Origin of the sequence: Thauera sp. 63 (genome assembly GCF_000310165.2) — a bacterium.
GTDB classification, from domain to species: domain Bacteria; phylum Pseudomonadota; class Gammaproteobacteria; order Burkholderiales; family Rhodocyclaceae; genus Thauera; species Thauera humireducens.
Genome location: NZ_AMXC01000001.1, coordinates 44,953 through 62,627, shown reverse-complemented (window position 1 = coordinate 62,627; position 17,675 = coordinate 44,953). Strand labels below are relative to the sequence as shown.

The window sequence follows — 17,675 nt, the reverse complement described above, 5'->3', positions numbered from 1 at the left end:
TCAGTCCTCGCGGCGGCGGAAAACGAGCATGTCGGCATCCGAAGCTTCCGCTGCAAAGGCATAGCCTTCGCTGTCGAAGCCTTTGAGCCCCTCGACGTCGTCGATGCGGTTCTGGATGACGTAGCGACTCATGAGGCCGCGCGCACGCTTGGCATAGAAACTGATGATCTTGTAGCGACCGCCCTTCCAGTCCTCGAACACCGCCGTCACCAGCCGGCCCTTGAGCTTGGCCGGCTTGACCGACTTGAAGTACTCGTCCGAGGCGAGATTGAACAGGACGGGCTCCCGTCCGGCGTCCCGCTCCGCTGCAAGCAGGCGGTTCAGCTCATCGGTGATGCGCTCGCCCCAGAATGCGTAGAGGTTCTTGCCCCGTGCGTTCTCGAGACGGGTTCCCATCTCGAGCCGGTAGGGCTGCATCAGGTCGAGCGGGCGCAGCACGCCATACAGGCCCGAGAGGATGCGCAGGTGATCCTGCGCCCACTGCAGCTGCGCTTCATCCAGCGATGCGGCCTGCAGCCCTTCGTAGACGTCACCGTTGAAGGCGAGCACGGCCTGCTTGGCGTTGTCAGGCGAGAAGGGACGCGACCACTGCGCATAGCGGGCGACGTTGAGCGTGGCGAGCGGGTCCGACAGCGACATCAGCTCGGCAATCTCGGCGGGCGAGCGCTGGCGCAGGATGTCGATGAGCTCGGCGGCGTGATCGAGGAAATCCGGCTGGGAAAAACGGGCGGTGCTCGGCGGCGTCTCGTAGTCGAGCGCCTTGGCGGGCGAAATGACGATGATCATGGAACGGATGTCGAGCGGAAGAAGGTCCCGATGGTAACAAACTCGGGACGCTCGGCGGCCGCACGGCCTGCCCGCCGCCGCGTCATGTCACATCACCGCCATCAAGCGCTCTGTCAGTTCCTCGGCACGCTTGCGCCCAATGCGCGTCTCGGAGATCGAAGCCAGCCATTCCTCGTGGAGCGCCATCAGTCCGTCGCGGTCGGGCGCGGCCTGGATGCGTTTCATCAGGCCGAGCTTGGCGTACGGACCATGGAACGTGCGCAGCGTGTTCATCATGAAGTCGCGCGCCAGCTGCAGGTCACCCGCCTTTGGCGCCTGCCCGCCTGAGGCCGCCCTGGAGGCAGGCTCGACCGCCGCCGCAGGCATGACGCGCTCCGGCGCTGCCGCGGCAACGGCCTCGATGAGCCCAGCCTCCTCGAGCTGCGACAGCGTGGTCGCGATGGCATCGTCGGCGGAGAGGGCAGCCAGCTCGTCGGTGCCGCGCCGGCCATCGATCAGGATCAGGAGGCGGCGCGCACGCTGCCCGACGTCCCCGCTGCGATGGGCGATCTCGTCCTGCCCTTTCGGGGTCTTGGTGTAAATCGTCATTCTCTTGTCTCCTCGGCGCTTGCGGCGTATTGCCGTCTTTATGCGCATCCGTTGGTCGGATCGATGCGTCGGAGTTAAGCCTCCGCTACGCTACGAGCCGGATGAGGATCACGGCGCAACGCCATCTATGTCAATGGCGCACGACAAGGGAATGTGACGTAGTTATCGCGAGCCGAGTTGCCTGGCCTGCTCGAACAGGCAGACCGCAACCGCGGCGCCGACGTTGAGCGACTCGATGGCACCGGGCATCGGGATGAGGACGTGGCGCGTGGCGCAGGCCAGCACCGCGGGCGAGACGCCCTGCCCTTCGCCGCCGAAGACCCAGGCAACGGGCGCGCGCAGATCGAGATCGTAGAGACTGCAGGCATCGCCGCTGAGCGCGGTCGCGAGCACCTGACCGCCGAAGCCCGGAAGCCAGGCCGCGAGATCGACCCGCTCATGCACCTCGAGGACGAAGTGTGCGCCCATGCCCGCGCGCAGCACCCGCGGCGACCAGGCGCCCGCGCATCCTTCGGCCAGCAACACGTGCCGTACGCCTGCCGCTGCGGCGGTACGCAGGATCGTGCCCAGGTTCCCCGGGTCCTGGACGCCGTCCAGCACCACGAGGTTATCGACGATCGTTCCCAGCGGTTTCACCGCCGGCAGGTCGATGATCGCCAGCACGCCGGAGGGCGTATCCACCGGGCTGACGTGGGCAAACAAGGTGTCCGGCAACACGTGGCAAGGCACCCCCTGTCCGACCTCGCCAAGCAGGTCGGCAATCTCGGCCTTGCCGACACCTGACTCGGACACGACCAGTCCCTTCAAGCGGCACGAACGCTCCAGTGCAGCCTGTACCAGGTGCGCTCCGTCCAGCAATGTCTCACCCAGTTTGCGGCGCTCGCGCCCCGAGCTTGCGAGCGCGTGCAGGCGCTTGACGAGCGGGTTGTCGCGCGAGGAGATCGTCTTCATGCGGGGCCGTCGCCCGCGCGCTCGACCAGGCGCCGCACCGGCGCGAAGCTGCGCCGGTAGAACGGTGCGACGCCATGACGCTCGATGGCCATCAGGTGCGCCGCCGTAGGATAGCCCTTGTGGCCCGCCAGCCCGTACTGCGGCCACTCCCGGTCGAGGACCCGCATGGCCTCGTCACGTACCGTCTTGGCCAGGATCGACGCAGCCGAAATGGACGGCTCCGTCGCATCGCCCTTGACGATGGCTCGCGTCGGATACGGCAGCGTCGGACACCGGTTGCCATCCACCCTCACCTCACCCGGCGCAACGGACAATGCACACACGGCCCGCTGCATGGCCAGCATGGTCGCGTGCAGGATGTTGAGGCGGTCGATCTCCTCGACGCTGGCCTCGGCGACCGCCCACGCCAGCGCATGCTCACGAATCAAGAGAGCGAGCTGTTCGCGCGCGCGCTCGCTGAGCTTCTTGGAGTCTGCGAGGCCTTCGATCGGGCGCGCGGGGTCAAGGATGACCGCGGCAGCGACCACGGGCCCGCACAAGGGTCCGCGCCCCGCTTCATCGACACCACACACCAGCACACCGCCTCGGGTGACCGTGGACGACAGAAACAGGTCTGCGGTCATGCTGCGCCCTGACGCAGATAAGGCAGGACGGCCTCCGCCGCCTTCTCGGCGGTGTTCTGCCGCAGCGTGAGGTGCAGCTCGGCAAACCGCGCCTCCAGCGCGGCACGGCGGTCAGGGTCGTTCAGCCAGGCATCGAGCGCAGCGGCGAGTTTCTCCGGCGTCGCATCGTCCTGCAGCAGCTCCGGCACCAGGCCTTCATTGCAAAGGATGTTGGGCAAGCCGACCCACGGCAGGTAGGCCATCCGCTTCATCAGCCGGTACTGCCACGCCCCGATGCGGTAGGTGATCACCATCGGCCGCTTGAGCAGCGCAGCCTCCAGACTTGCGGTACCGCTCGCCACGAGCACCACGTCGCTCGCGATCATCGCCTCGACCGCGTGGCCGAACAGCATCCTGATCGGCAGGTCCAGCGCCTGGTTGCGATGCAGGGCCTCTTCGAAGATCGCGCGCGTCTCGCGTGTCGCCAGCGGGACCAGGAAGCACAGGCCGGGATCGCGCTCGACCATCTGCTTGGCCGTTGCGATGTAGGTGTCGGCAAGATTGCGGACCTCAGACTGCCGGCTGCCTGGCAGCATCGCCACGATGCGATGCTCCAGCGGCAGTTCGAGCAACTGCCGCGCAGCGTTGCGATCCGGATGCAGCGGGAACACGTCGGCCAGCGGGTGGCCGACGTAGCTCACGGGCACGCCCGCCTGTTCATAGATCTCGGGCTCGAACGGAAACAGGCACAACATCCGGCTCACCGAACGTGCGATACGCTTGATGCGCCCGCCGCGCCAGGCCCAGATCGAGGGACTGACGAAGTGGATGGAGGGAATGCCGGAATCCTTGACCTTGCCTTCGAGCCAGAGGTTGAAATCCGGTGCATCCACGCCGATGAAGGCCGCCGGCCGTTCCCCGCGGATCTGCCCCAGCAGCGCGCGGCGGATTCCGGACAGCTCACGATAACGCTTCAGGGCGTCAACATAGCCATGGACTGCGAGCAGCTCGCTGGGCCAGCGCGCGTCGAACCCTTCGGCCTGCATCTTGGGCCCACCAATGCCGAAGAACTCGGCATCCGGTACCTGCTGACGAATCGCGCGGATCAGGTGACTGGCAAGCAGGTCGCCCGAGGTTTCCCCGGCGACCATGGCGATACGGACCGTCATGGTGTGGGAAGGGCCTCAGCGAACGATGCCGCGATCGGACTGGGCAATGAACGCCGAAAACGCCTCCACTTCGGGATGCTCGGCCGCGATCTCGGCAACACGCAGTCGCGCTTCCTGCAGCGTCAGGCCAGCGCGATACAGCGCACGGTAGGCGCGCTTGATGGCGGCAATACCTTCAGCGCTGAAGCCCCGACGCTTGAGGCCCTCGCTGTTGATGCCGTGCGGTTTGGCCGGATTGCCGGCGACGGTGACGAAGGGCGGCAGATCCTGCAGCAAGACGGTGCCGACCCCACAGAAGCTGTGGGCGCCGACGCGGCAGAACTGATGAACACCGGTAAAACCACCCAGGATTGCCCAGTCGCCGACATGCACGTGGCCGGCCAGCGTGGCGTTGTTGGCGAAAATGGTGTTGTTGCCCACCTGGCAGTCATGCGCCATGTGCACGTAGGCCATGATCCAGTTGTCGTTGCCGATGCGCGTGACGTGCGCATCCTGGCTGGTGCCAACGTTGAACGAACAGAATTCGCGAATCGTGTTGCGGTCACCGATTTCCAGCGCTGTCGGCTCGTCGTCGTACTTCTTGTCCTGCGGCTTCGCGCCAAGGGAGCAGAACTGGAAGATCTCGTTATCGCGCCCGATCCGGGTGTGTCCCTCGATCACCACATGCGGACCGACACGCGTCCCGTCGCCGATCTCGACATGCTCGCCGATGATCGAATACGGCCCGATCGAGACGTTCTCACCGAGCTTCGCGCCAGCATGGACGATGGCAGTCGGATGAATCATAGCGTCTTGAGCGCACACATCAGTTCGGCCTCGGTCGCGATCTCGCCGTCGACGCGTGCGACCCCCTTGTACTTGTAGATGTTGCGCTTGTTCTGCGTGATCTCGACTTCGAAGATCAGCTGATCCCCCGGCACTACCGGGCGCTTGAACCGCACGGCATCGATACCGGCGAAGTAAACCACCGAGTTCTCATCGGGCTTGATGCCCATGCTCTTGAACGACAGCACGGCCGCAGCCTGCGCCATCGCCTCGACGATCAGCACCCCGGGCATGACGGGATGGTGCGGGAAGTGGCCGGGGAAGAACGGCTCGTTCATCGTCACGTTCTTCAGCGCGACAATGCGCTTGCCCTCTTCCATCTCGAGCACGCGGTCGATCAGCAGGAACGGATAGCGATGCGGAAGGTACTCGATGATTTCGTTGATGTTCATCATGTGGTTCAACCCGGGTTGCGGTCGTCGGGACCGACTTGTTGATTCTCGAGACTACGGACACGCCCGACAAGCGCGTCGAGGTGCCGGAGATGGGCGAAATTGCGTATCCATTCGGCGTGTGGCTGCACCGGCAGGCTCGCGGTGTAGACGCCCGGTCGCGTGATCGACTTGCTGACCAGCGTTCCGGCGGAGACCACCACGTCATCGCAGATCGAAAGATGGCCGATGATGCCCGCCTGCCCGCCGATCATGCAGCGCGCGCCGATGGTGGTGCTGCCGGCGACGCCGACGCAACCGGCAATGGCGGTGCGCTCGCCGATGCGAACGTTGTGGGCGATCTGTATCAGGTTGTCCAGCTTGCATCCGTCACCGATCACCGTGTCGTCGAGCGCCCCGCGGTCGATGGTCGTGTTGGCACCGATCTCGACGTCGTTGCCGATGACGACGCGTCCGACCTGCGGGATCTTGACCCAGCCCCCGCCCTTCTCCCGGGCGAAACCGAACCCGTCCGCGCCGATGACGGCGCCAGAGTGGATGATGCAATCCTCACCGACGATGCAGCCGTGCTGGATCGTTACCCTTGGTGCCAGGCGGGTGCCGCGACCGATCCGGGCGCCACGGCCGATGTGGCAACCCGCGCCGACGATGACGTCCTCGCCGATGACCACATCCTCGTCAATCGACGCACCCGGCCCGACCTCCACCGATGCCGGGACTCGGGACACAACGGCCGCCAACGGGTGTATGCCCGGACGCGCCACCGGTGCAGGATGGAAGAGCTGTGCGACACGGGCGAAGTAAAGGTAGGGGTCACCCGTGACGATACACGGGCGACCTTCGACCAGCGGACGAACATCCGGCGCCACGATGACCGCGCTCGCGGCACTGCCCTGCAGGCGCGACAGATACTTGCGGTTGGCCACGAAGGCCAGGTCTCCGTCTCCCGCCTGGTCGAGCGTGGCGACACGGCGCACGGTTATCGCCGCATCGCCACTGAGTTCACCGCCCAGGCGCGCAACCAGCTCGTCGAGACGAAACATGCGGAGGAATGCTTACTTGGCGTCGGACAGGGCCTTGATGACCTTGTCGGTGATGTCGATCTTCGGGTTGGCGTAAACCGCTTCCTGGAAGATGATGTCGTAATTCTCGCTCTCGGCGATCTGCTTCACCGAACGGTTGGCCTTGTCCAGCACCGAGGCCAGTTCCTCGTTGCGACGCTGGTTGAGATCCTCGCGAAACTCACGTTGCTTGCGCTGGAAATCGCGATTGAGATCATTGAGCGCGCGCTCCTTGTTGCGGCGATCGCTCTCGGCCATCGTCGGCACTTCACGCTCCAGTTCTTCCTGCATGGCCTTGAGATCCTTCGCCATGCGCTGAAGCTCCTGGTCGCGCTTCTCGAACTCCTTCTCGAGGCGCTGCTGCGCACGGACGGCCGGCGCTGCCTCGCGCATCACGCGGTCGGAGTTGACGAAGCCGATCTTGGTATCGGCCACTGCGGCCTGGGAAACGCCAATCAGGGCGGCAGCCACCAGGGAGAGGGTACTGACTTTCACTTATGCCTCCGGAAAAATCTTGTTTGCGGCGCGATCAGAACACGCTGCCGAGCTGGAACTGGAACCGCTGGATCTCGTCGTCCTTTTCCTTCTTGAGCGGGTGGCCGAAACTGAATTTCAGCGGCCCGATCGGCGAACTCCAGGAGAACGCCAAGCCCGTACTGTAGCGCAGGTCGTCAAAGCCGATCTTCTGTTCCTTGCCCGTATCCGGGTCCTCGCCCCATACGTAACCGGCGTCGAAGAAGGCCGATATGCGGAACGAGCGGTCGGTACCGGCGCCAGGCATCGGGAAGAAGAACTCCGCATTGCCGACCAGCTTGCGAGTACCGCCGGACGAGGTGACATCCCCATCGCTATCGGTGAACTTCGGTCCCAGCGTGCCCTGATCGAAACCTCGCACCGACCCGATGCCGCCCACGTAGTAGTTCTTGTAGAAAGGCACGCTCTTCCCACCGAAGCCTTTCGCGTAACCGACGTCGGCATTGAGCATCAGCGCATAGTCGCGCCCGAACGGGAACCAGTGCTGGTGCTGGTAGCCAAGCTTACCGAAGCGCAGATCGCCCACCGGGACGGTGACTTCACCGTACACTCGCTGATACGTACCCTTGCGCGGATAGATGAAACTGTCACGACTGTCCCGCGACCAGCCGACCGTCAGCAGCAGACTGCTGACCGACACATCGCCCACACCGTTGCCGCTGCAACCACCATTGTCGTTGCAGAAGTCCTTGTAAAGAAACGGACTGCCTTCGTAGGTCGTGATCTTGGTCTGGTCCGCAGTCAGGCCGAAATTCACCTGATCATCCTCGGCAATCGGCCACCCGAGCCTCAGGCCCGCCCCGGTAGAGACGGTCTTGTACGGCGACAAATTACTGTATTCGGTCGAATCGTAGGTGCGGTGGTAGAGGTCCCAGCCCAGGCTGACGCCGTCGACGGTGTAGTACGGATTGGTGAACGACAGTGCAAGCGTGCGGCTCGACTTGCTCGTGTTGAGCCCCAGCGTCAGGGCGTTGCCGCTACCGAACAGGTTCTGCTGGGAGACCGAAGCCGACAGCACGACGCTCTCAGAACTCGAAAAACCAGCGCCCAGCATGAGGTTACCGGTGGGCCGTTCCTTCACCGTGAAGTTCACGTCGACCTGATCGGTCGTACCCGGCACGGCAGGCGTCTCGACGTTGACCTCGTCAAAGAAGCCCAGGCGGTCGATTCGGGTACGCGAACGGTTGATCGCCGCGGCGTCGTACCAGCCTCCCTCCATCTGGCGCATTTCGCGGCGAACGACCTCATCGCGCGACTTGGTGTTGCCGCCGACATTGATCCGGCGCACATAGACGCGCCGACCCGGATCGACGAACACCGTGAAGGCCACCTGGCGCTTCTCCTTGTCCACCTCCGGCGCTGCGTTGACGTTGGCGAAGGCATAGCCTTCGTTGCCCAGGCGGTCGGTAATGGCCTTCGTGGTCTCGGTCAGCTTCTCGCGCGAGAAGGTATCGCCCGGCCGTAGCTGGGTCATCGACACATAGTCGGACTCCGGCAACACCAGATCGCCGGTGAAACGCATGCCGCTGACGGTGTACATCTCACCTTCGGTGATGTTCACCGTGATGTAGATGTCCTCCTTGTCCGGCGTGATCGAGACCTGGGTCGAATCGATGTTGAAGTCGAGGTAGCCCTGGTTCAGATAGAAGGAGCGCAGGGTCTCCAGGTCAGCGGACAGCTTCTGGCGCGAATACTGGTCGTTCTTGGTGTACCAGGTCAGCCAGCCCGGCGTGGTGAGCTGCATCTGTTCAAGCAGGTCATCCTCGTCGAAGGCCTTCGCTCCGACGATGCTGATCTGCCGGATCTTGGCGACATCGCCTTCCTCGACATTGAAATTGATGCCGACCCGGTTGCGCTCGAGCGGCGTCACCGTGGTCTTGATCTGGGCCGAATACTTGCCGCGTGACAGATACTGTCGCTTGAGCTCCTGTTCGGCACGCTCGAGCAGCGAACGGTCGAAGATTCGGGACTCCGCCAGGCCAACTTCCCGCAGCCCCTTCTTGAGCGCGTCCTTGTCGAACTCCTTCACACCGACGAAGTCGATCTGTGCGATCGCAGGCCGCTCATCGACCACGACGACGATGACGTCACCCTCGGTCTCGATACGTACGTCGCTGAAGAAACCGGTCGCGAACAGCGCACGGATCGCCTCGGCCGCTTGTCCCTCGTCGAAGCGCTCACCGACCCGCACCGGCAGGTAGTTGAATACGGTTCCCGCTTCGGTCCGCTGGATGCCTTCGACCCGGATGTCCTTGACCACGAAAGGTTCGAATGCGAATGCCGGCACAGCGGCAAAAAGGGCCATGATGAGCCCGGGCAGGAGCTTGCGATTCATGCAGGAATTCAGCCGGAAATGAGACGATTGATGTCGTTGTAGAAAGCAAATGCCATCAGCATTGCAAGCAGGACAAGACCGATCTGTTGACCGATCTCCATGACGCGTTCCGGAATCGGACCGCCCTTGATGATTTCGACCGTATAGTACAACAAGTGCCCCCCATCGAGCACCGGGATGGGGAGCAGGTTCAAGACCCCCAGGCTGATGCTGATCAGGGCCACGAACTTCAGGTAATGGCTCAGTCCGAGCTGCGCGGTCTGGCCGGCATAATCCGCAATCGTCACGGGCCCAGAGAGGTTCTTCCACGACACTTCGCCAGTGAACATCCGACCGATCATCTTCAGGCTCAAAACGCTGGTTTCCCAAGTCTGGCGCACAGCCTTCGTCAGCCCTTCGAGCGGCCCATAGCGCACCTGCGCGAACATCGACAGTCCGCCTTCGACCGGCTCGGCGACTCCGACGCCAATGCGGCCGACCGGCACGCCGTTATCCGTGCCGGATTCCGGCGTCACGCTCAGGGTCAGCCGCTCGCCACCCCGCAGCACCTCGAAATCCAGCGGCTTTCCCGGAGCGGCACGGACACGTTCGACCAATGCCGCCCAGCCCTCGATGGCAGCACCCTCGATTGCGATGACCTCGTCGCCCTCCCGCAGCCCGGCGCGCTCCGCCGAGCCTCCCTCCGATAGCCGCCCGACGATCGCCGGGATGACGGGACGCCACGGCTTGAGGCCCAAGCGGACGATCAGGTCCTGACTGCCATCCTCAATCGGCACACCGGCAAGGTTCAGGCGCCGAAAAGCTTCCACCTCTTCGAGCGTACGCACCTTGAGGACGACTTCACCCTGCTCCAGTGCATGCCGCAACAGGACCCAGCGCAAGTCCTGCCACGAACGCACCGGCTCGTCGTCGACGGCAAGCACGAGATCGCCATCGCGCACGCCCGCCGCCACCGCGATGGCTGGCGTGTCCGACAAAGCGACGCGTGGGCGAAGCTCATCGGTCCCCGCCACGAACAACCCCCAGTACAGCGCAATCGCGAGCACGAAATTCGCGATCGGTCCCGCGGCAACGATGGCGAAGCGCCGGTAGACGCTCTGCCGGTTGAAAGCGCGATGCAATTCGGCAGGCGCCACCGGCCCCTCGCGCTCGTCCAGCATCTTGACGTACCCACCCAGTGGAAACGCGGCGAGCGCCCACTCGGTTGCATCCCGTCCGGCTCGACGCACCAGCAGCGGCTTGCCGAAGCCGATCGAGAAGCGCAGCACCTTGACGCCGCACCAACGCGCCACGAGATAGTGCCCAAGCTCATGCACGAGGATGAGCAGGCCCAGCGCAAGGGCGAAAGGAAGCAGATAGTCGAGAAGATTCATTGTCAGCGGGAAAGTGTCCGGATCTGGGCGGATGCCCAATCACGTGCCTGCGCATCAACGGCGAGCACAGCATCCAGCGAATCGACCGCGACGCCGGCACAGCGTTCCAGGCAAGGTTCGATTACGCGCGCAATATCGAGATAGGCGATGCGCCGGTCGAGGAACGCGGCAACCGCCTCCTCGTTTGCAGCATTGAGCACGGCCGGGGCAGCCCCACCCGCACGCAGCGCGGCGAACGCAAGGCCAAGGCAGGGGAAACGCTGGAAATCGGGCCGTTCGAAATCCAGGCGAGCGATCTCGAACAGGTCGAGCGACCGCACGCCGGCCTCGATCCGTTCCGGCCACGCCATGGCGTGAGCGATCGGCGTGCGCATGTCGGGATTGCCAAGTTGCGCCAGAACCGAGCCATCGACGTACTCCACCATCGAGTGGATGACGCTCTGGCGATGGACGACCACCTCGATCATCTCGGCCGGTACGCCGAACAACCAGTGCGCCTCGATGACCTCGAGCCCCTTGTTCATCATCGTCGCCGAATCGACGGAAATCTTGCGCCCCATGACCCAGTTCGGATGTGCGCAGGCCTGCTCGGGCGTCACCGCCGCCAGTTCGGCGATGGGCGCCGCACGGAACGGGCCGCCCGATGCCGTCAGCAGGACACGGCGTACGCCCGCCCGCCCAGGCGCTCGCGCATAGCCGGCCGGCAGCGCCTGGAAAACCGCGTTGTGCTCGCTGTCGATCGGCAGCAACACCGCACCGCTCGCCGCCACCGCATCCATGAAGATCTGCCCGGAGAGCACCAAGGCCTCCTTGTTGGCGAGCAACACCTTCTTTCCGGCGCGCGCAGCCGCGAGGCTCGGCCGCAATCCGGCAGCCCCGACGATCGCCGCCATCACCATGTCGACGTCGGACGCGGCGGCAACCTGCTCCAGGGCCTCGGGGCCGCACAGCGCCTCGGTGCGGCTGCCTGCCTCCGCAAGCGCGGCCCGGAGACGTTGGGCGGCCTCGACGTCTCCGATCACGGCATACTGCGGCGAGAACCGGAGCACCTGCTCAAGCAGCTTGTCGTCCTGACTGTGCGCCGTCAGGGCAAAGACCTCGAAGCGGTCCGGGTGACGGGCTACGACGTCGAGGGTGCTCTGTCCGATGGAGCCGGTCGCCCCAAGAACGGTGATGCGCTGCGTGGCGGGTTGTCGCATTGGATGGGCAGGAACGGAAAACAAAGGGCGTTCCGCCGACTCAGCGTGCCAGCAGAACGACGAAGAGTGCCACCAGCGGCAGGGTGGAGGTCAGGCTGTCGATGCGGTCGAGGATGCCACCGTGTCCGGGCAGGATCGTGCCGCTGTCCTTCAGACCCGCCTGGCGCTTCAGCAGCGACTCGAAGAGGTCGCCGATGATGCTGATTGCCGTCCAGAGCACGAGCCCCGCGGCCACCACCATGGCGCCGCCCGGATTGCTCGCGCCCTGCCAGGTCAGCACGCCGAAGCCGAACAGCAGCACTGCGACCGCCGCACCGACCGCGCCTTCCCACGTCTTGCCGGGGCTGATGGATGGCGCCAGCTTGTGGCGGCCGAAGGCACGTCCCGAGAAGTACGCAGCAATGTCCGCCACCCAGACGACGGCCATGACCGCCAGCATGACCCACGGACCGAGCGCACGCAGATGCACGAGCGCGAGCGAAGTGGGCACGAGCACGACGAAGCCGACCAGGGACGCCAGCATCGGATTCGACAAGGTCCACTTGCGTACGAGCCAGACCGGGACGACGAATACCCAGAACAGTGCGCTGATGACGTAAAGCGGCACGAGGATGCCGGCGCCCGTCGTCGCCCCACTCACCAGTCCGCTGAGCACACCGAGGATCAGGCAGGCGATACCGAACGAGATGGCGGTGGACATCCGCAGCGGGCGCTCGAAGCCGGCAAGGCCGCCCCACTCCCACGCCGCGGCGCCACAGACGAGCGCGCACAGCACAAGCCAACCCGAAGCAGGCAGCAGGAAGACAGCGGCGAGCAGACCCGCCAGTAACGCAATCGCTGTCAGAACACGCGCTTTAAGCATGATGTCCTGTTGCACCCTGCTCGACGAGCTGCTCGCTTGTACGACCGAAGCGGCGCTCGCGCCCCCCATAGGAAGCGATCGCCTGGTCGAGCGCATCGGCGCCGAAATCCGGCCACAGCGTATCGGTGAAGTAGAGCTCGGTGTAAGCGAGTTGCCACAACAGGAAGTTGCTGATGCGCTTCTCCCCGCCAGTCCGAATGAACAGATCCGGTTCCGGCGCGAAGTTCATCGACAACGCCGAGGCGATCTCGTCCTCGCTGAATCCGTCGCATCGTTCGGGATGCGCGCGCATCAGCGCAGCGACGGCATTCGCGATGTCCCATCGGCCACCGTAGTTTGCCGCGATGCTCAGGTGCAAGCGTTCGTTCTTCGCGGTCTTTTCCTCGGACTCGCGAATGGCGCGAACGAGTTCGGGGTCGAATCGGGCCAGATCACCGACGACGCGCAGTCGAATCCCGTTCTCGTCCAGCCGGGCGACCTCCTTGCGCAGCGACTTCATGAAGAGCTGCATCAGGAAGGACACCTCGTCGGCCGGCCTGCGCCAGTTCTCGGAACTGAAGGCAAACAGCGTCAGGTACTCGATACCCCGTTCCATGCACGCCCTGACCACCGCGCGCACCGAATCGAGGCCCCGGGAATGCCCGGCAACGCGCGGCATCAGACGCTTGCGCGCCCAGCGGCCGTTGCCGTCCATGATGATCGCCACGTGACGCGGAACCGCGCTCACCGCCGGGATCTCCCGGGTGGAACTTATGAAACGCTTGTGCGTCATGACCCGCCTCCTGTTCTGCCCATAAGGGAACAGCCGATCCGGCGGATCAGATCTGCATCAGTTCCTGCTCTTTCTGGGCGAGAAGCTTGTCGATCTCGGCGACGTACTTGTCGGTCAGCTTCTGGACATCTTCCTCGGCACGACGCTCGTCGTCCTCCGAGATCTCCTTGTCCTTGACCGCATCCTTGAGATGCTGGTTGGCATCGCGACGCAGGTTGCGGATGGCGATCTTCGCCGTCTCGCCTTCCTGACGAACGACCTTGGTCAGGTCGCGGCGACGCTCTTCGGTCAGCGCAGGCATCGGCACGCGCAGCAACTCGCCCATGTTCGACGGGTTCAGCCCCAGGTCGCTGTCGCGAATGGCCTTCTCCACCTTCGGCAGCATCGGCTTTTCCCAGGTCTGGACACCGATCGTACGGGCGTCGATCAGCGTGATGTTGGCAACCTGGTTCAAAGGCACCATCGAGCCGTAGTACTCGACCATCACGTGGTCGAGCAGGCCGGTATGCGCACGGCCGGTACGAATCTTGGTGAGATCGGTCTTGAGTGCCTCGACCGACTTCTGCATCTTCTGCTCAGTGTTCTTCTTAAGTTCGGAAATCATCAGCGCACTCTCCAGAGCATCAGGAATGGACCAGCGTACCCTCGTCCTCGCCCATCACCACGCGCTTGAGCGCGCCGGGCTTGAAGATGGAGAACACGTTGATCGGCAGTTTCTGGTCACGGCACAGCGCGAACGCGGTCGCATCGAGGACTGCCAGGTTGCGACCGATCGCCTCGTCGAAACTGATGCGATGGTAGCGCTGCGCGTTCGGGTCCTTCTTCGGGTCGGCAGTATAGACGCCGTCGACCTTGGTCGCCTTGAGCACGATCTGCGCACCGATCTCGGAACCACGCAGCGCGGCAGCGGTATCGGTGGTGAAGAAGGGGTTGCCCGTCCCGGCGGCAAAGATCACGACGCGGCCTTCTTCGAGATGACGGATCGCACGGCCGCGGATGTAGGGCTCCACGACCTGGTCGATGCGCAGCGCCGACTGCACGCGCGCTTCGAGATCCATGCGCCGCATCGCATCGGCAAGAGCCATCGCGTTCATCACCGTGGCCAGCATGCCCATGTAGTCGGCAGTGGCGCGATCCATGCCGGACGCCGCGCCCTTCATGCCACGGAAGATATTGCCGCCGCCGATCACCACACCCACCTGAACACCGAGACGCACGATCTCGGCAATCTCGGTGACGATGCGGGTGACGACCTCCTCGTTGATACCGTAGGTATCATCACCCATCAGGGCCTCGCCCGAGAGCTTCAGCAGGATGCGCTTGTAGGCGGCGGACATATGCAGCTCCTTACTTCTTGGCAGCCGCGGCAGCCTGCTCGGCCACTTCGGCAGCGAAGTCGGCGACCTTCTTCTCGATGCCTTCGCCCACGATGTAGAGCGTGAAGCCGGCAACCGAGGCTCCCTTGGCCTTCAGCAGCTGCTCGATGGTCTGCTTGCCGTCCTCGGCCTTGACGAAGACCTGAGCCAGCAGCGTGACTTCCTTCAGGAACTTCTGCACGGTGCCATCGGCAATCTTCTCGAGCATGGCTTCGGGCTTGTTGTCGGCGCGAGCCTTCTCGATGGCGATACGGCGCTCGGATTCGATCAGGTCCTGCGACACGCCCGAGGCGTCCAGCGCCTTCGGCTTGGACGCGGCGATGTGCATCGCGATGTCCTTGCCCAGCTGCTCGTCGCCGCCGACCAGATCCAGCAGCACACCAATCTTGGCGCCGCCGTGGATGTACGAGAAGAGCTGACCCTTGGCTTCGACACGGGTGAAGCGGCGGATCGACATGTTCTCTCCGATCTTGCCAACCAGCGCGGTGCGGGTCGACTCGACCGTGCCCTCGCCCATCGGCAGCGCCGACAGAGCGGCGACGTCGGCCGGGCTGTTGGCAGAAACCAGATCGGCGCAGCCATTCACCAGGGCGAGGAAGTCGTCGTTCTTGGCAACGAAGTCGGTCTCGCAGTTCACTTCGATGATCGAACCCAGCTTGCCGTCGGCCGAGATGCTGATGCCGACCACACCTTCGGCCGCCACGCGGGCAGCTGCCTTGGAGGCCTTGTTGCCCAGCTTGACGCGCAGAATCTCTTCAGCCTTGGCCATGTCGCCAGCCGCTTCGGCCAGCGCCTTCTTGCATTCCATCATCGGCGCGTCGGTTTTCTCGCGCAGTTCCTTGACCATGCTTGCGGTGATTTCCGCCATGCTAACTCCTCGGATTTCGCTATTGCCGGTGTCGAGCAAAACCCGACACCGGCAGGTATTCAAGACTACAAAAAGGGGCCCCTAGAGGCCCCGGCAAGCTGCAGGTCAGGCCTGCTCTTGCGAACCCTCTTCCTCGACTTCGACGAACTCGTCGCCACCGGCATCGACGATTTCCTGCAGCACCTGGCTGCGACCCTGCAGCACGGCATCGGCCACGCCACGGGCGTAGAGTCGGATGGCGCGCGAGGAGTCGTCGTTACCCGGGATCACGTAATCCACGCCTTCGGGCGAGTGGTTGGTATCGACCACGGCAACGACGGGGATACCGAGCTTCTGGGCTTCGGTGATGGCGATCTTGTGGTAGCCGACATCGATCACGAACAGGGCGTCGGGCAGGCCGCCCATCTCCTTGATACCACCGATCGACTTCTGCAGCTTTTCCATCTCGCGACGCACGGTCAGCGCTTCGCGCTTCGACAGACGCTCGATCGAACCATCCTCGACCATCGCCTCGACTTCCTTCAGGCGCTTGATCGACTGCTTGACCGTCTTGAAGTTGGTCAGCATGCCGCCCAGCCAACGCTCATCGACGAAGGGCATGCCGGCACGACCCGCTTCCTCGGCGATGATCTCGCGCGCCTGGCGTTTGGTGCTGACGAACAGGATGTTGCCGCGATTGGCGGCGAGCTTGCGCACGAAGTCCATCGCTTCGTTGTACTTCACCATCGTCTTTTCGAGGTTGACGATGTGGATCTTGTTGCGCTGGCCGAAGATGTAGGGGGCCATGCGCGGATTCCAGAAGCGGGTCTGGTGGCCGAAATGGACGCCCGCTTCGAGCATCTGACGCATCGTGACTGACATAGGTGTTACTCCAAACTGATCAAAGGGTTTAACCTCCGCCCCGCGGGACGCCCGACGTTCAAATATCGAACGCCCGACACCTCGCCGCACCGAAGACCATTGATGTCAGCCTTCGCCGCGGACCCCATTGCCGCAGGACGTGTGGATTTTGCCTGCCTCAGCAGACAAGCCCGCAATGTTAGCACGCGCGTTCGCGCTCACTCAAGCGTAGGCCCGTACCGCGTTTGCCCGCAGGTGCCCGCATGCGATACCTTTGAGTCCTTTACAGCCCCAGCAAGACAGACAATCAAGATGAGCATCGTTCTCAAGACCGCGGAAGAAATCGACAAGATGCGCGTGGCGTGCCGCCTCGCGGCCGAGGTCCTCGACTACATCGAGCCCTTCGTCAAACCCGGCGTGACAACCGGCGAACTCGACCGCCTGTGCCACGACTACATGGTGAACGTGCAAGACACGGTTCCAGCCCCGCTGAACTACGCCCCTCCCGGCTACACGCCCTACCCCAAGTCGATCTGTACCTCGATCAACCACCAGGTCTGCCACGGCGTACCCGGCGAGAAGGCCTTGAAGAAGGGCGACATCGTCAACATCGACATCACCGTGATCAAGGACGGCTTCCACGGTGACACCAGCCGCATGTTCCTGGTCGGCGGCGAAGCCGCGGCGAGCATTGCGGCTCGCCGCCTGTCGCAGATCACCTACGAATGCATGTGGCTTGGCATCGCCGCGGTCAAGCCGGGCGCCCACCTCGGCGACATCGGCGCCGTCATCCAGAAGCATGCGGAGGGCAATGGCTTCTCCGTCGTGCGCGAGTTCTGCGGCCACGGCATCGGCCGCAAGTTCCACGAAGATCCGCAGGTCCTTCACTACGGCAAGGCCGGCACCGGCCCCGAACTGAAGCCGGGCATGATCTTCACGATCGAGCCGATGATCAACGCCGGCAAGGCCGCCATTTCCGAACTCCCCGACGGCTGGACGATCGTCACGAAGGACCGCAGCCTCTCGGCGCAGTGGGAGCACACGGTCGTGGTGACCGAAACCGGCGTCGAGGTACTGACGCTGTCGGAGAAATGCCCCCCGCCCCCCGCGCTGGTTGCCGCCCGCTTCGCCTGAAGCCCACC

General features: G+C 64.0%; 19 protein-coding genes. 1 reads left to right on the top strand and 18 read right to left on the bottom strand.

The genetic code is table 11. The features are described 5' to 3' along the window. The 18 genes from yaaA to rpsB form a co-directional block, all read right to left on the bottom strand. Positions 1-786 carry a peroxide stress protein YaaA gene (gene yaaA, locus C664_RS00305; RefSeq protein ID WP_004251148.1) on the bottom strand — a complete coding sequence of 262 codons (786 nt, stop codon included), beginning with the start codon at positions 784-786 and terminating at the stop codon, positions 1-3. An 87-nt stretch (positions 787-873) separates the two neighbouring features. Further along, positions 874-1,374 (bottom strand): hypothetical protein, encoded by a 501-nt coding sequence (locus C664_RS00300; protein WP_004251145.1) that lies wholly within the window; start codon positions 1,372-1,374, stop codon positions 874-876. Positions 1,375-1,536: 162 nt separating this feature from the next. Further along, entirely contained in the window at positions 1,537-2,325 is a 789-nt protein-coding gene (locus C664_RS00295) for a TrmH family RNA methyltransferase (RefSeq protein WP_004251144.1), read from the bottom strand. Beyond that, a complete protein-coding gene (rnhB, locus tag C664_RS00290; RefSeq protein WP_038010480.1) occupies positions 2,322-2,948 on the bottom strand; it encodes a ribonuclease HII in 627 nt (208 codons plus the stop codon). Before rnhB ends, C664_RS00295 begins: the two co-directional genes overlap by 4 nt. Beyond that, complete coding sequence (gene lpxB / locus C664_RS00285; protein WP_004251122.1) at positions 2,945-4,096, bottom strand: lipid-A-disaccharide synthase; 1,152 nt, start codon at positions 4,094-4,096, stop codon at positions 2,945-2,947. Before lpxB ends, rnhB begins: the two co-directional genes overlap by 4 nt. 15 nt (positions 4,097-4,111) lie before the next feature. After that, complete coding sequence (lpxA, locus tag C664_RS00280; RefSeq protein WP_004251119.1) at positions 4,112-4,882, bottom strand: acyl-ACP--UDP-N-acetylglucosamine O-acyltransferase; 771 nt, start codon at positions 4,880-4,882, stop codon at positions 4,112-4,114. After that, positions 4,879-5,313 (bottom strand): 3-hydroxyacyl-ACP dehydratase FabZ, encoded by a 435-nt coding sequence (gene fabZ, locus C664_RS00275; RefSeq protein ID WP_038010530.1) that lies wholly within the window; start codon positions 5,311-5,313, stop codon positions 4,879-4,881. Before fabZ ends, lpxA begins: the two co-directional genes overlap by 4 nt. A gap of 8 nt (positions 5,314-5,321) precedes the next feature. After that, complete coding sequence (gene lpxD / locus C664_RS00270) at positions 5,322-6,356, bottom strand: UDP-3-O-(3-hydroxymyristoyl)glucosamine N-acyltransferase (protein ID WP_004251115.1); 1,035 nt, start codon at positions 6,354-6,356, stop codon at positions 5,322-5,324. Between the two features lie 12 nt (positions 6,357-6,368). Then, positions 6,369-6,869 carry an OmpH family outer membrane protein gene (locus C664_RS00265; RefSeq protein WP_004251113.1) on the bottom strand — a complete coding sequence of 167 codons (501 nt, stop codon included), beginning with the start codon at positions 6,867-6,869 and terminating at the stop codon, positions 6,369-6,371. Positions 6,870-6,903: 34 nt separating this feature from the next. After that, positions 6,904-9,243: an outer membrane protein assembly factor BamA gene (gene bamA / locus C664_RS00260; RefSeq protein ID WP_004251111.1), complete on the bottom strand. Its 2,340-nt coding sequence runs from the start codon at positions 9,241-9,243 to the stop codon at positions 6,904-6,906. An 8-nt stretch (positions 9,244-9,251) separates the two neighbouring features. Then, positions 9,252-10,616, bottom strand: a complete 1,365-nt coding sequence (gene rseP / locus C664_RS00255) for an RIP metalloprotease RseP (RefSeq protein WP_004251110.1) — start codon at positions 10,614-10,616, stop codon at positions 9,252-9,254. Between the two features lie 2 nt (positions 10,617-10,618). Beyond that, complete coding sequence (gene ispC / locus C664_RS00250; RefSeq protein WP_004251109.1) at positions 10,619-11,815, bottom strand: 1-deoxy-D-xylulose-5-phosphate reductoisomerase; 1,197 nt, start codon at positions 11,813-11,815, stop codon at positions 10,619-10,621. 40 nt (positions 11,816-11,855) lie between these two features. Then, positions 11,856-12,677: a phosphatidate cytidylyltransferase gene (locus tag C664_RS00245; protein ID WP_004251108.1), complete on the bottom strand. Its 822-nt coding sequence runs from the start codon at positions 12,675-12,677 to the stop codon at positions 11,856-11,858. After that, the gene (gene uppS / locus C664_RS00240; protein WP_004251107.1) at positions 12,670-13,449 is read right to left on the bottom strand and encodes a polyprenyl diphosphate synthase; all 780 of its coding nucleotides are present in this window, start codon (positions 13,447-13,449) and stop codon (positions 12,670-12,672) included. The genes C664_RS00245 and uppS overlap by 8 nt, the downstream gene beginning before the upstream one ends. Positions 13,450-13,495: 46 nt before the next feature. Continuing rightward, positions 13,496-14,053: a ribosome recycling factor gene (gene frr, locus C664_RS00235; protein ID WP_004251106.1), complete on the bottom strand. Its 558-nt coding sequence runs from the start codon at positions 14,051-14,053 to the stop codon at positions 13,496-13,498. A gap of 19 nt (positions 14,054-14,072) precedes the next feature. Then, positions 14,073-14,786, bottom strand: a complete 714-nt coding sequence (pyrH, locus tag C664_RS00230; RefSeq protein ID WP_004251105.1) for a UMP kinase — start codon at positions 14,784-14,786, stop codon at positions 14,073-14,075. A 10-nt stretch (positions 14,787-14,796) separates the two neighbouring features. Continuing rightward, positions 14,797-15,693 carry a translation elongation factor Ts gene (tsf, locus tag C664_RS00225; protein WP_004251103.1) on the bottom strand — a complete coding sequence of 299 codons (897 nt, stop codon included), beginning with the start codon at positions 15,691-15,693 and terminating at the stop codon, positions 14,797-14,799. Between the two features lie 105 nt (positions 15,694-15,798). Continuing rightward, positions 15,799-16,554, bottom strand: a complete 756-nt coding sequence (gene rpsB, locus C664_RS00220; RefSeq protein WP_004251101.1) for a 30S ribosomal protein S2 — start codon at positions 16,552-16,554, stop codon at positions 15,799-15,801. 291 nt (positions 16,555-16,845) lie between these two features. On the opposite strand from rpsB, the gene map reads away from it, so the two are divergent. After that, complete coding sequence (gene map / locus C664_RS00215; protein WP_004251099.1) at positions 16,846-17,667, top strand: type I methionyl aminopeptidase; 822 nt, start codon at positions 16,846-16,848, stop codon at positions 17,665-17,667. The last annotated feature ends 8 nt before the right edge of the window (positions 17,668-17,675 follow it).